This is a genomic window from Amycolatopsis sp. WQ 127309 (genome assembly GCF_023023025.1).
Lineage (GTDB): Bacteria > Actinomycetota > Actinomycetes > Mycobacteriales > Pseudonocardiaceae > Amycolatopsis.
Genome location: NZ_CP095481.1, coordinates 4,646,027 through 4,658,701, shown reverse-complemented (window position 1 = coordinate 4,658,701; position 12,675 = coordinate 4,646,027). Strand labels below are relative to the sequence as shown.

Annotated in this window: 9 protein-coding genes; 4 read left to right on the top strand and 5 right to left on the bottom strand. The window is 72.8% G+C overall.

What is annotated here, in order from left to right:
• Positions 1 to 35 precede the first annotated feature (35 nt).
• Complete coding sequence (locus MUY22_RS21965) at positions 36 to 1,463, top strand: DUF6801 domain-containing protein (RefSeq protein ID WP_247062113.1); 1,428 nt, start codon at positions 36 to 38, stop codon at positions 1,461 to 1,463.
• 11 nt (positions 1,464 to 1,474) lie between these two features.
• The gene (locus MUY22_RS21960; RefSeq protein WP_247062111.1) at positions 1,475 to 2,041 is read left to right on the top strand and encodes a hypothetical protein; all 567 of its coding nucleotides are present in this window, start codon (positions 1,475 to 1,477) and stop codon (positions 2,039 to 2,041) included.
• Positions 2,042 to 2,279: 238 nt separating this feature from the next.
• Here MUY22_RS21960 and MUY22_RS21955 read toward each other — a convergent pair whose 3' ends face one another.
• Complete coding sequence (locus MUY22_RS21955; protein ID WP_247062109.1) at positions 2,280 to 3,557, bottom strand: CdaR family transcriptional regulator; 1,278 nt, start codon at positions 3,555 to 3,557, stop codon at positions 2,280 to 2,282.
• Between the two features lie 296 nt (positions 3,558 to 3,853).
• On the opposite strand from MUY22_RS21955, the gene MUY22_RS21950 reads away from it, so the two are divergent.
• Both MUY22_RS21950 and MUY22_RS21945 read left to right on the top strand, forming a co-directional pair.
• A complete protein-coding gene (locus tag MUY22_RS21950) occupies positions 3,854 to 4,552 on the top strand; it encodes a hypothetical protein (RefSeq protein ID WP_247062107.1) in 699 nt (232 codons plus the stop codon).
• Positions 4,549 to 4,923, top strand: a complete 375-nt coding sequence (locus tag MUY22_RS21945) for a GntR family transcriptional regulator (RefSeq protein WP_247062105.1) — start codon at positions 4,549 to 4,551, stop codon at positions 4,921 to 4,923. Before MUY22_RS21950 ends, MUY22_RS21945 begins: the two co-directional genes overlap by 4 nt.
• 48 nt (positions 4,924 to 4,971) lie before the next feature.
• Here MUY22_RS21945 and MUY22_RS21940 read toward each other — a convergent pair whose 3' ends face one another.
• From MUY22_RS21940 to MUY22_RS21925, 4 genes are all read right to left on the bottom strand, one after another.
• On the bottom strand, positions 4,972 to 5,763 hold the full coding sequence (locus MUY22_RS21940; RefSeq protein WP_247062103.1) for an arginase family protein: 792 nt from the start codon (positions 5,761 to 5,763) through the stop codon (positions 4,972 to 4,974).
• The gene (locus MUY22_RS21935; protein WP_247062101.1) at positions 5,760 to 9,137 is read right to left on the bottom strand and encodes a pyruvate carboxylase; all 3,378 of its coding nucleotides are present in this window, start codon (positions 9,135 to 9,137) and stop codon (positions 5,760 to 5,762) included. Before MUY22_RS21935 ends, MUY22_RS21940 begins: the two co-directional genes overlap by 4 nt.
• Before the next feature lie 143 nt (positions 9,138 to 9,280).
• The gene (locus tag MUY22_RS21930) at positions 9,281 to 10,192 is read right to left on the bottom strand and encodes a S8 family peptidase (RefSeq protein WP_247062099.1); all 912 of its coding nucleotides are present in this window, start codon (positions 10,190 to 10,192) and stop codon (positions 9,281 to 9,283) included.
• Positions 10,193 to 10,229: 37 nt separating this feature from the next.
• Positions 10,230 to 12,587: a caspase family protein gene (locus MUY22_RS21925; RefSeq protein WP_247062097.1), complete on the bottom strand. Its 2,358-nt coding sequence runs from the start codon at positions 12,585 to 12,587 to the stop codon at positions 10,230 to 10,232.
• Positions 12,588 to 12,675: the final 88 nt, after the last annotated feature.

The following is a 12,675-nucleotide window of genomic DNA, read 5'->3' as shown; positions in this document are numbered from 1 at the left end:
TCCCGCCCCCGCTCGCGAACCACCCGAGGAACCCGATGCCCCGTCGAGTCCGGCCCCGCACCCTCACCGTTTCCGCGCTGGCGGCCGTCGGCCTGCTGTCGGCGGTGAACGGCGCGCTGACGGGAGTCGGCTCGGCCGCGCCCGCACCCGCGGTCCCGCCGGACACGAACGCGAAGACGTCGGTGACGGTGACCTGCCCCTTCGCCGATCCGCTCGGCGCGCGCAAGCTCACCGCCGAGACGGCGGCCACGCTGCCGGCGCAGGCGAAGACCGGGACGTCGGCGACGATCCGCGAGTTCGCCACGAAGCTCACCCTCCCCCGCGACGTCGCGCTCTCCTTCCTCCCGGCCGGGGCCACCGCCGGGTCGCTGCAGGGGAGCCTGAACGTCGACCTCGCCGTGCACCAGGGCGACCGCGCGGACAAGGTCCCGGTCCCCCTCACCGTGGCGGCCACCCCGCTGCCGGACACCGGGGACGTCACCCTGACCGCCGCCGGCGCCGTGCCGGAGATCGCGCTGAACACCGTCGGCGCCGTCACCTTCGACGTCACCGCGCCGACGCTCTCGCTGACGGCGGTGCCACCGGCCGGCACCGTGGCCACACAGCCGGCGGCGCTGATCGCGTGCACCCTCGATCCCGACCAGCAGACGACGCTGGGCAAGGTGCTGGTCCTCCCGCCGGTGAAGCCGGGGACAGCGGCGAAGAAGCCGGCCGCGGCCGCCGCCGAAGCCCCCGCTCCGGGCGATCCGCCGACCGAGGACGAGTTCGCGGTGCCGCTGAGCCTGGTCACGATCATGACGAGGTCGACGGTCAAGAAGCTCGGCGCGACCGTCACCGCCGACCCGTCGTTCCTGATCAACGGGCTGTTCATCCTCAACCTGAACGACGGCAGCTCGCGGGTGACCGGGTCGACCACCTTCAACCAGGCGACGACGTCGTTCCTCGGCTTCGGTTTCGTGCCGACGACCGCGACCGTGGAGTTCCTGCCGGTCGACTACCGCAACAGCAAGATCATCGAGGTCGCCGGGAACATCACGACCGACCCGGACACCGGGGCCACCTTCCTGAACACCACGCTGCAGGTGATGGCCCGGCTGAGCAACGCGAAGGTCAACGGCGTCCCGCTCGACCTCGGCCCCGACTGCGTGACGGCGGAGACGGTGACGCTCACCCTGAACGGCCCGTACGAGGCGTTCGGGGTCGGGCACATCCAGACGGACCCGGACAAGGGGTTCCGCCTCCCGGCGTTCACCGGCTGCGGCACCGGCGGGCAGGACCTGTCGCCGCTGCTCACCGGCATGAGCTCCGGCGACGGCAACCAGGCCTACGTGGACACCTACAACCTGGTGGTGTGCACGGATCCGGACAGCACCCAGTGCCCGCCCGGCTCCGACGGACCGCCGCCGGACGCGCTGAAGGCGGCCGCGAAGCACGCGGAGAAGGCCGTCAAGAAACCACACTGAGGGGGAAGCTCATGAGGGGGCTCGGAACGGCCGTCGTCGCGGCACTGCTCGTCGCCGGCGTGACGGCGGGAACCGCGAACGCGACCACGCTGGTGAAGACCGGCTCGCTGACCTACACCTGCCCGTTCCCGGGCATCACGCCCCAGCCGACGACGGTGGCCGCGGAACTGTCCGTCACCGATCCTCACCCAGGCCTGCCCTTCACGGTTTCGCCGTCCCTCCAGCAGACCTTCCCCGCCAGCGTGCGGACGCTGCTGAACGCGATCGGCTACGACGCCGTGCGCGGGTCGCTCAGCGCGGCGTTCTCCGTCACCAACGCGACACCGGCGGCCGGGGTGATCGCGGGCGGTTTCCCCGCTCAGCCGTTCACCACCGTCACCGTGACCGGCGCGCCGCAGACGTTCACCGCCGGCACGGCCGGTGCGGTCGGCTTCTCGCTGGGCGCGAGCGTGAGCGGGATCCTCGAGTTCCACAAGGCGTCCACCGGGGCGTGGACCCCCTGGACGTCGAACTGCACGCTCAAGGTCACCAGCCCGGCGCAGAACACGGCGTTCACGCCGAGCGTCCCGATCACCTGACCGGGAGGAAACCGGCACGTCCCCCGGGATCTCCGCGCCGACGCCGTCCGCGGTAGAGCATCATCACCTGACCGGAGCGACCCACTACCGCCAGTGTCGCGCGTCTGAGGTTCGTTGACGAGGTCCGGGCGATGCGCCCCAATGCTCCCGGAAACATCGCGACCCGGCTGGGAAGGTGAGCTTCAAGGGCGACCCTGGACTGGCCTCCTGGCCGTCAGGGGACTTGCGACGCGCGACGCTAGCTCGGCGTCCACTGTGGACGGATCGCGCCCGTGCGCGGGACCGGCAGCAGGTCGCTCACCGGGTAGCGCAGCGGCAGCGGGGCCGCGCCCGCGCGCAGTGCCAGCTCCATCTCGAACCGGGCTCCCGGGTCGCGCAGGCTGTCGCCGAAGGTCGCCTGGAGCTGGCGCATGCGGTAGCGGACCGTCTGGGGGTGGACGCCGAGGCGTTCCGCGATCTCCACGACGTTGCCCTGGCTGTCCAGCCAGGCCCGCAGCGTCTCCAGCAGCCGCTCCTGCTGCTTGCCCGTCATGTCCGCCAGCGGCGCGAACAGGCGGTGCCGCAACGTGCCGACCAGGCCCGTGTCGGAGTTGACCAGCAGCGTCGCCAGGTGCTCCTCGGCCCGCAGCACCGGGCGGGGCACCAGGACGCCGCGTTCGGTGAGCTGCAGCGCGTTCCGGGCCCAGCGCAGGGAGTCCGCGACCGAGGCCAGCGGCACGCACGGGCCGATCGAGAGGCGGCAGTCCGGGAGCGCCACCTGCAGCGTCGCCAGGCGGGCGCTGCCCAGCTGGCCGGGCACGACCAGCTTCGGGTCGGGGGTGTCGAGCTCGGCGAGGACGTCGGCGTCCAGGCCCGCGTGGCGGCGGGCCGGGGCGACGCCGTCGGCCGGGCAGACGGCCACCGGGGTCGCGTCGGTCGGGACCGTCCAGCCGATCAGCTGGGCCAGCTCGGCGATCGCCTTCGGGGACGCGGGCGGCGTCTCGAGGATCAGGTGCAGCAGCTTGCGGCGCCAGGTGTCGAGCGCGCCCGCCGTGCGCGCCTTCGCTTCCAGGTAGCCGTCGAGCGCGACGGAGGCGAGCTCGTCCATGAACGCCAGCATCGCGTCGGCCAGCTGGGACATCACCGCGGACGAGAGCCCGCTCCGCCGTCCGACGCGCATGATCCGCCGCCACGACACCCGCGCGCCGACCCGGTAGGCCGACTGCAGCGTGTCGAGGCTGCGGCCCTCGCGCATCTCGTTCTGGCCGAGGCGGTGGTGCACGTCGTGGGACTGTTCCTTCGACACCGTCGGGTCGGCGATCTGCGCGACGAACAGCGTGATCGCGTATTCGACGCCGGCGCGGATCGACTTGCCGTAGGGCCCGTCGAGCGGGCGGGCGTAGGCCGGGATGGTCGCGCGGATCTCGTCGACGATCTCGGCGGCGAGGCTGGCCAGCTCGGGCCGGAGGATGTCGGCGAGCTTGCGGGGCAGTGCCGCGGGTGGTGCCGGATGGTCGAATCCGCGCTCGACCGACATCGCAGCTCCTTTGCTCCGCCCCAGAGGCCCCGCTCCACGCGCGGCCGAGCACCCCGCGTCCGATGCGGGGTGACACCGGACACATCGAAAAACTAGCCCGGAACGTGTCACACCTTCGAAGGGAAACCGATTTCTTGTCATCTTCGTGACAAGTTCACGAGGACTCCATGCGCAACGCTGACAACTACCCCGCCGACTGCACCCGGATGTACGTACGAACGGACGAACTCCGCGCCCGTCGCGCACCCGGACACGGTCGCTTGTATCGTGTAGTTGATACAAGCGGGAGGTACGACATGGCGTGGGACAACATGCTCGCGGTCGGGCTCTTCATGGGCCTGGTCGGCCTGGTGATCCTGATCATCCTGTGGCCGAACGACAAGCGCGGGGCCCGCCTGCTCGTGCGCTGGGGGGTGCCGGACCCGGACGCCGCCGAGGTGGCCATCGCCGTCCGCTACCTCAAGCGGCGCCGGTTCTGGTACCCGTGGCTTTACCTGGGGCTCCCGCAGCTGTTCGGCAGCAATGACGGCAGCGCCGCGATCGTCGGCACCCTGCTGCTCGGCGGCCTGATCGCCGAGGTGCTCGCCCAGCGGCCCGCGCGCGGGCCGCAGCGGGAAGCCGTCCTCGTCCGGCGGACGCTGCGCGACGTCGTCCCCGTCTGGGCCCTGGTGCTCAGCGGGCTGGCGTCGGCGGGCGCGGTCGTCCACCTGATCCTGACCCGGCAGTGGCCGCTGCTGGCGGTCGCCGTGGGCACGACGGTGGCCTGCTGGGCGATCACCCTGCTGGCCGTGCGGCGCCCGCCGGCCGGGGAGCCGCGCGCCGACCTGGCGCTGCGCTGCCGCAGCGCCCGCGTCGCGATCGGGCTGGGCATCGGTACCTGCACGGCGATCGGCTGGACGCAGGGCAACCTCGGCTCGCTCCTGATCGTCGTGGTGGGCATCGCCGCGTTCCTGGCCGTCACCGCCCCGCTGAAGAGGCTCCCGGCTCTCGCGTGAAGATCGTCGTCGACACCGAGAACGGCCTGGCGCCCTGGCGGCAGGTGCACGACCAGATCATCCGCGCGGCCACGGCGGGCGCGCTCCCCGAGGGGACGCGCCTGCCGCCGATCCGCCAGCTGGCCCGTGACCTGGGCCTGGCGTCGGGCACGGTGGCCCGCGCGTACCGCGAGCTGGAGGCGGCGGGCTGGGTGGAGACGGCGCGGGCCCGCGGCACGGTCGTCACGATCCCTGCGGACCGCCCGGACCCCGCGGCCCTGCTCCTGGCCGCGGCCACCGACTACGCGACCCGGGCCCAGGACCTGGGCGCGAACCTCGACATCGCCCTCGACGCCGTCCGCAAGGCCTACCCCGGCGGCGAAGAGCCGTGAAGGCCTCCTTCCCGGCTCTTATGGCCGGGAAGGAGGCCTTCACGGCTTTCAGGGTCCGAGGAGGCGACCCAACGCGGCCAGAACCGGCTCGAGCACCTCGACCTCGCGCGCTGTCCCCACGCACTCGGTGACGCCCGCGCCGACGACGTCGTAAGCCGCCAAGGAGTCCAGGGCCGACACCAGCCGCGCGATCGTCCAGCCGTCCGGCTCGGGGTGGTTCAAGCCGCCGAACTCCGACGGGTCCAGCACATCCAGGTCCACGTGGACGTACAGCTTCTCCGCACCCGCCAACGCATCGACCGACGTGACCGCCAGCCCACGCGCAACCGCCGAACGCTCCTCCGGGTCGAACACCCGCGTCCCCAGCAGCACCGCGCGTCCCGGCTCCAGAGCCGGCGCCGCCGCGAACTCCGGGTCGCCCTCGCCGAGCAGCGACCGCAGCACCATCCCGTGGAACGCCCCCGACGGCGACGTCGCCGCCGTGTTCAGGTCCGCGTGCGCGTCGAACCACGCGACGCCCAGGCCCGGGCCGTACCGATACCGGGCGACGCCGATCGGGACCAGCTCGACGCCGCAGTCACCACCGATCGTCAGGACCGGGCCGCCCGGCGCTTCCAGCGCGGCCAGCTGCGCCGCGCGGTTGGGCCCGGTCAGCACGGCCCGCGACGCGATCCCACCGTCCACCGCGGACAGTTCCGGGGACTGCGGGACGTGGTGCACGGGCCGGCCGAGCACGTGCCCGGCCAGCTCCGCGAGGGCCACGCAGCCCCCGGGCAGGTCGCCCGCCCGAGGGCCCACCGCGCCCTGCCGCTGCGGTACGGCGTTGATCAGCGGGGTCACTCCAGGACGAGCAGGAGGTCGCCGCCCTCGACCTGCTGAACGGCGTTGATCGCACGGCGCGACACCTTGCCGCCCGCGGACGCCGTGATCGACGCCTCCATCTTCATCGCCTCGATCGTCGCGACCGTGGCGCCGGCCTCGACCGTGTCACCCTCGTTGACCTGCAGCGTGACCACGCCGGCGAACGGCGCCGCGACCTGCTTCGGGTTGCCCTTGTCCGCCTTCTCGGTCGCCGGGATGTCCGACGCGATCGAGGTGTCGCGGACCTGGATCGGGCGCAGCTGGCCGTTGAGCGTCGACATCACCGTGCGCAGGCCGCGCTCGTCGGCCTCGCCGATCGCCTCCAGCTCGATGAGCAGCCGCACGCCCGGCTCGAGGTCGACGGCGTACTCCTCCCCCGGGCGCAGGCCGTAGAAGAAGTCCTTGGTGGGCAGCACCGAGGTGTCGCCGTAGGCCTCGCGATGCGCCTCGAACTCCTTGGTGGGGCCGGGGAACAGCAGCCGGTTGAGCGTCCGGCGGGGGTTCTCCTCCAGGGCCTTGCGGTCCTCTTCGGACAGTTCCTGCACCGGCTTCGGGTCCGCGCGGCCTTCGAGGGCCTTGGTGCGGAACGGCTCCGGCCAGCCGCCCGGCGGGTCGCCGAGCTCGCCGCGCAGGAAGCCGATCACCGAGTCGGGGATGTCGAACTTGTTCGGCTCCGCCTCGAAGTCGGCCGGGGAGACGCCCGCGCCGACCAGGTGCAGCGCGAGGTCGCCGACGACCTTCGACGACGGCGTCACCTTCACCAGGTGCCCGAGGATCTTGTCGGCCGCCGCGTACATCGCCTCGATGTCCTCGAAGCGGTCGCCCAGGCCCAGCGCGATGGCCTGGGTGCGCAGGTTCGACAGCTGCCCGCCGGGGATCTCGTGGTGGTAGACGCGCCCGGTCGGCGAGGCCAGCCCGGCCTCGAACGGCGCGTAGATCTTGCGCACGCTCTCCCAGTACGGCTCCAGCTCGCCGATCGCGTCCAGGCTCAGCCCGGTGGTGCGGTCGGAGTGGTCGGTGGCCGCCACGATCGACGACAGCGACGGCTGCGACGTCGTGCCCGCCATCGACGACACCGCGCCGTCGACGGCGTCCGCGCCCGCGTTGATCGCCGCGAGGTAGGTGGCCAGCTGGCCGCCCGCGGTGTCGTGGGTGTGGATGTGCACCGGCAGGTCGAACTCCTTGCGCAGCGCGGTGACCAGCCGGGTCGCCGCGGGCGCGCGCAGCAGCCCGGCCATGTCCTTGATCGCCAGGACGTGCGCCCCGGCGCCGACGATCTGCTCGGCCAGCTTGAGGTAGTAGTCGAGCGTGTAGAGCTTCTCGCCCGGGTCCGACAGGTCCGAGGTGTAGCAGAGCGCCACCTCGGCGACGGCGGAGCCGGTCTCGCGCACGGCTTCGATGGCCGGGCGCATCTGCTCGACGTCGTTGAGCGCGTCGAAGATCCGGAAGATGTCGATGCCGGTCTTCGTGGCCTCCTGGACGAAGGCGTTGGTCACCTCGGTCGGGTACGGCGTGTACCCGACGGTGTTGCGCCCGCGCAGCAGCATCTGCAGGCAGATGTTGGGCACGGCCTCGCGCAGCGCGGCGAGCCGCTCCCACGGGTCCTCGGCGAGGAACCGCAGCGCGACGTCGTAGGTCGCGCCGCCCCAGCACTCCAGCGACAGCAGCTGCGGCACGGTGTTCGCGACGACCGGCGCCACCGCCAGCAGGTCCTTCGTGCGGACGCGGGTGGCGAGCAGCGACTGGTGCGCGTCGCGGAACGTCGTGTCGGTGACGCCGATGTGCGGCGACTTCCGCAGCCACTCCGCGAACCCGCCCGGACCCAGCTCGACGAGCTTCTGCTTCGAGCCGGCGGGCGGCTGCGCGTCCTTCGCGAGCTTCGGCAGCTTGAGCGTCGCGTCGGGCGTCTTCGGGCGCTCGCCGTGCGGCTTGTTGACCGTCTGGTCGGCGAGGTAGGTCAGCAGCCGCGTGCCGCGGTCGGCGGAGTGCCGCGCGGTGAGCAGGTGCGGCCGCTCCTCGATGAACGACGTCGTGACGCGCCCGGCGCGGAAGTCCGGGTCGTCGAGCACGGCCTGCAGGAACGGGATGTTCGTGGCCACGCCGCGGATCCGGAACTCGGCGACGGCGCGGCGCGCGCGGCCGACGGCGGTCTCGAAGTCGCGCCCGCGGCAGGTGAGCTTCACCAGGAGCGAGTCGAAGTGGGCGCTGATCTCGGTGCCGGAGAAGGCGGTGCCGCCGTCGAGCCGGATGCCGGAGCCGCCCGGCGAGCGGTAGGCGGAGATCATCCCGGTGTCCGGGCGGAAGCCGTTGGCCGGGTCTTCGGTGGTGATGCGGCACTGCAGCGCGGCGCCGCGCAGGTAGATCTTGTCCTGGCTCAGGCCCAGGTCGTCGAGGGTCTGGCCGGAGGCGATCCGCAGCTGCGACTGCACGAGGTCGACGTCGGTGACCTCTTCGGTGACCGTGTGCTCGACCTGGATGCGCGGGTTCATCTCGATGAAGACGTGGTTGCCCTGCTTGTCGAGCAGGAACTCGACGGTGCCGGCGTTGCGGTAGCCGATCTGCTTCGCGAACTTGACCGCGTCGGCGCAGATCCGGTCGCGCAGCTCGGGGTCGAGGTTCGGCGCCGGGGCCAGCTCGACGACCTTCTGGTGGCGCCGCTGCACCGAGCAGTCGCGCTCGTAGAGGTGGATGATGTTGCCCACGGCGTCGGCGAGGATCTGCACCTCGATGTGCCGCGGCTCCACGACGGCCTTCTCGAGGAACACCGTCGGGTCGCCGAAGGCGGACTCCGCCTCGCGCGCCGCGGCCTCGATGGACTCGCGCAGCTGGGCCGGCTCCAGGACGCGGCGCATGCCGCGCCCGCCACCACCAGCGACGGCCTTGACGAACACCGGGAAGCCCAGCTCGTCGGCCGCCGCGACCAGCGCGTCGATGTCGCTGGAGGGCTCGGACGAGCCGAGCACCGGGACGCCGGCCTCGCGCGCGGCCTTGACCGCGCGGGCCTTGTTGCCGGTGAGCTCGAGGATGTCGGCACTCGGGCCGACGAAGGTGATCCCCGCTTCCTCGCACGCGCGCGCGAGATCGGGGTTCTCCGACAGGAAGCCGTAACCCGGGTAGACGGCGTCGGCCCCGGCCTTCTTGGCCGCGGCGACGATCTCGTCGACCGAGAGGTAGGCGCGCACGGGGTGACCGGGCTCGCCGATCTCGTACGCCTCGTCGGCCTTCAGCCGGTGCAGCGAGTTGCGGTCTTCGTGGGGGAACACGGCAACCGTGCCGGCCCCCAGTTCGAAGCCGGCGCGGAACGCGCGGATCGCGATCTCACCGCGGTTGGCCACCAGCACCTTGCGGAACATGCCCGGTCCTTCCCGTTTGGATCGGTAGTCAGCGCACGTTACCCGGTTTTTCCCGCTGGGCGGGAGCTGCATACCAGGTGATGGACATCATGCGCGTGGAAAGATTGGCCGATCGGCGCTGGTGGCACCTCCCTGCCGGAGTCTCAGGGCGCCTGCGGCACGTAGAGCAGGCGGTTGGCCGTGCCCGCCGGGACGTCTTTCAGCGCGTCCGGCGTCGCGGCCTGCACCAGCGCCCGGTCCACCTGCGCGGGCGTCGAACCGGGGTGCTGGGCCAGGTAGATCGCCGCCGCGCCGGCCGCGAACGCCGCGGCCACCGACGTGCCCGACTCCGGGCCCGCGGTCGTGCCGCCCGCGATCGGGCTCGGGACGGCGACACCCGGCGCGTACAGGTCGACGTCCTGGCCGAAGTTGGACGCCTTGTCCGGGTGGTCCTGGTCGTCGACCGCCCCGACGGTCAGCGCCTCGGTCACCCGGCCCGGCGAGAAACCGCTCGCGTCCGCCGTCTCGCTGCCGGCCGGGACGGCGATCGGCAGCACCGTGGACAGCCGCTTCACGGCCGCGTCGAGCTGGTCGTTCGGGACGCCGCCGATGCCGAGGACGGCGACCGCGGGCTGCCGGGCGTTCTGCGCGACCCAGTCGAGCCCGGCGATGATCTGCTCGGTCGCGCCGCCGCCGTCCTTGTCGAGCACCCGCACCGGGACGATCTGCGCGCCCTTCGCGACGCCGTAGGCCTGGCCCGCGGCGATCCCGGCGAGCCGGGTGCCGTGGCCGTTCGTGTCGGTCGTGTCGGTGCCGCCGGCGAGGAAGTCCCGCCCCGGCGCGACGCGGCCCTGGAAGTCGGGGTGCTGCGCGTCGACGCCGCTGTCGATCACGTAGATCGTGACGCCCGCGGCGTCGTCGCCGTAGCGGTAGGCGTGGTCGAGCCCGGTGCGCTGGTCGATCCGGTCCAGCCCCCAGCTGGGCGGATCCTGCTGCACCCCACCGGCCGCGGCCGCCGGCGCCTGCCCGGCGAGCACGATGGCCACGGCCGCGAGAACACCCCGTCGTTTCCTCATGATCAGCGTGGTACCCGCGAGCCGGAGCAGCGACAACTCAGGGCTGTCGCCCGATCGGCTGATTCCGGCGCAGGCGGACGGCCAGGACGACGCTGTCGACCACCAGCAACGCGAGCCCCGCCACGGCAGCGGTCTGTCCCGCGTAGCTGAACGAGCTGTACTCCTCGACGGAGACGGACACCGGCGCCAGCACGCCGACCAGCCCGAGGGTCCCGGCGGCCAGGACGGCGCAGCCGGCCGCGGGCGGACGCAGGAAAGCCGCGAAGACCGGGAGCGCGACGACGAGCACCGCGCCGAGTACGAAGTAGGCCTGCGCCCGGCCGGCTTCGCTCTCGTCGTAGCTGATCAGCTCGCCGAGCTGGATGATCCAGCCGACCGCGACCGTCACCCCGAGCACGATCGCCACCCACGGCTCCCAGCCCCGGGCCCTGCCGAACCCGCCCCCGGCGTCGCGGCGCAGGGCCACCAGCGCGAACACCGCCGCGACCACGAGCGCGCCGTGTGCGAGCAGCTCGAAGACGTAACCGGCCCGCAGTTCGGTCGAGTCGCGTGCGGACAGGGTGACGAACTCGCCGAAGAAGCGCAGGAACCCGAACAGCCCGGCGAAGCCCACGCCGAGCAGGGCCGCGGGACCGATCAGGTGCCTGGTGCGCGGAGCGAGGGTGAGGATCCCGGCGACCAGCGCGCACCCCATCACGATGGCCGCGTAGTCCACCATGCCCGGCCGGTACTGGGCCAGGCTGTAGTCGTAGCGGTAGTCCAGGCTGAAGCCGGCGACCGCGAAGATCGCACCGCCGATGGCCAGGATCGCGGCGGCCCCGGCCACCGGATCCACGGTGCCGGGCGGGTTTCCGGCGGGCGTGGGCCGGTCCCGTGCCGCGGGTTCTTCGGGCCCGGCGACCGGCTCCGCTTCGGCCACCACCGGCTCCGGATCGGCGACGGTTTCCACCGCGACAGCGGGCTCGGCCACCACCTCCGGCCCGGGCTCGGCGCCCACCGCGGGCTCGGTCACCGGCCCGGGCGCTGCCCGGGGCCTCAGGTCGTCCACCAACGGCTCCGGCTCGGCCACCACGGGCTCCGGCTCGGCCACCACGCCGGCCACCGGCTCGGGCTCGGCCACCACTTCGGCCGCCACCCGTGACCCCGGCTCGGGCACCACCGCAGGCTCCGGGACCGTCTCGATCTCCACCGCGACGACCGTCTCGCCCGTGAGGCCGGTGACCACGACCTTCCCTCGTCGCACCCCCGATTCCCCGGCCGTCACCGACAGCTCCGCACCGCCGGCCGTCTCCACGATCCCGATCCACGCGTGCGACGCCTCGAACCGCACCTCCCGGGCCACCGGCGGCCCGGACGCCCGCACCGCCTCGATGACAACCGAACCCGGCGCCGCCGCAAGGCGCACCTCCGGCGGATCGACCCGGACCGCGGCCCGGCCGAGTGCCTCCTGCGCCGCCTCCGCGACGTGCTGGACGTCCGTCGACGACATCGCTTCGAGCGCCTCGAAGGCCCCCACCGCGACCTCGAGGTTCGCGCTCGTCAAGCGGCGGCGCAGTTCCGCCACCGCGCCCAGCCTGGTGAACGGGTTCTCCGCCGCGATCGCGGCGGCGAGGTCGGCCGGGACCGGGGACGGCTTGACGCGGCGGCGCCGGCTGCGGGCCAGGTACAGCTCGCCCTGCATCTCGATGTCGCGGCTCGGCGTCTGCTTCGGGTTGCGCTCGCGCACCCGGTCGAACAGGTACTCGTACAGCTCGCCCAGCGCGATCCAGCCGTCCTCGTCGCGGTCGGCCTCGCCCGTGCGCAGGCCCTCCACCAGCGCCGAGGTGAACACCGACGGCTGCGCGACCCCGCCCTCGGCCAGCCGGGCGCCCTCGAAGGCGTACTCGATGGAGTTCGACGCCGTGATCACCGCGCGGCCGCGGCCGCCCCGGAAGCTGTCCAGCACGTTCGCGTCCCCCGACGCGCGCACCGCGACGCCCTGGCCGAACGCGCCGCCGTAACAGCAGTCCAGCAGCAGCACGACACTGCGCGAACGGCTCTGCTTCAGGCACTGCTGGACGAAGTGCGCGGGCACCGCCGTCGAGCGGAGCCGGTCCGGGCGGGTGTTGCGGGCGGCGAAGAACAGCTGGCCCGAGTCGTCCTTCAAGCCGTGGCAGGAAAAGTGCAGCAGGAGAACGTCGTCGGGACGGCCCTCGGCGCAGAGGTCCTCGACCTCCGCCTGCACCACGTGCGCGGTTTCGTTGCGCACCACCCGGACTTCGAAGTCGCTGATCGCGCGGTCGGACAGCACACCGGCGAGGGCGTCCGCGTCCGCCGCGGGTGAGCCCAGCCGCTGCAACCCCGCGTTGTCGTACTCGCCGTTGGCCACGATCAGCGCGCGCCGCCGCCCCGCCATACCAGGCAGGAAACGCTCTCGGACCGGGCTACGGCAAGCAGCCGAACGGGCACACGTACCCCGCGGCAGTCCGGTGAATGGTTCCTGC

Excerpts from the sequence above, each read along its gene's own strand:
- MUY22_RS21965 (WP_247062113.1), top strand. The coding sequence starts at position 36 with ATGCCCCGTCGAGTCCGGCCCCGCACCCTCACCGTTTCCGCGCTGGCG.
- MUY22_RS21960 (WP_247062111.1), top strand. The coding sequence starts at position 1,475 with ATGAGGGGGCTCGGAACGGCCGTCGTCGCGGCACTGCTCGTCGCCGGC.
- MUY22_RS21955 (WP_247062109.1), bottom strand. The coding sequence starts at position 3,557 with ATGTCGGTCGAGCGCGGATTCGACCATCCGGCACCACCCGCGGCACTG.
- MUY22_RS21950 (WP_247062107.1), top strand. The coding sequence starts at position 3,854 with ATGGCGTGGGACAACATGCTCGCGGTCGGGCTCTTCATGGGCCTGGTC.
- MUY22_RS21935 (WP_247062101.1), bottom strand. The coding sequence starts at position 9,137 with ATGTTCCGCAAGGTGCTGGTGGCCAACCGCGGTGAGATCGCGATCCGC.
- MUY22_RS21930 (WP_247062099.1), bottom strand. The coding sequence starts at position 10,192 with ATGAGGAAACGACGGGGTGTTCTCGCGGCCGTGGCCATCGTGCTCGCC.
- MUY22_RS21925 (WP_247062097.1), bottom strand. The coding sequence starts at position 12,587 with ATGGCGGGGCGGCGGCGCGCGCTGATCGTGGCCAACGGCGAGTACGAC.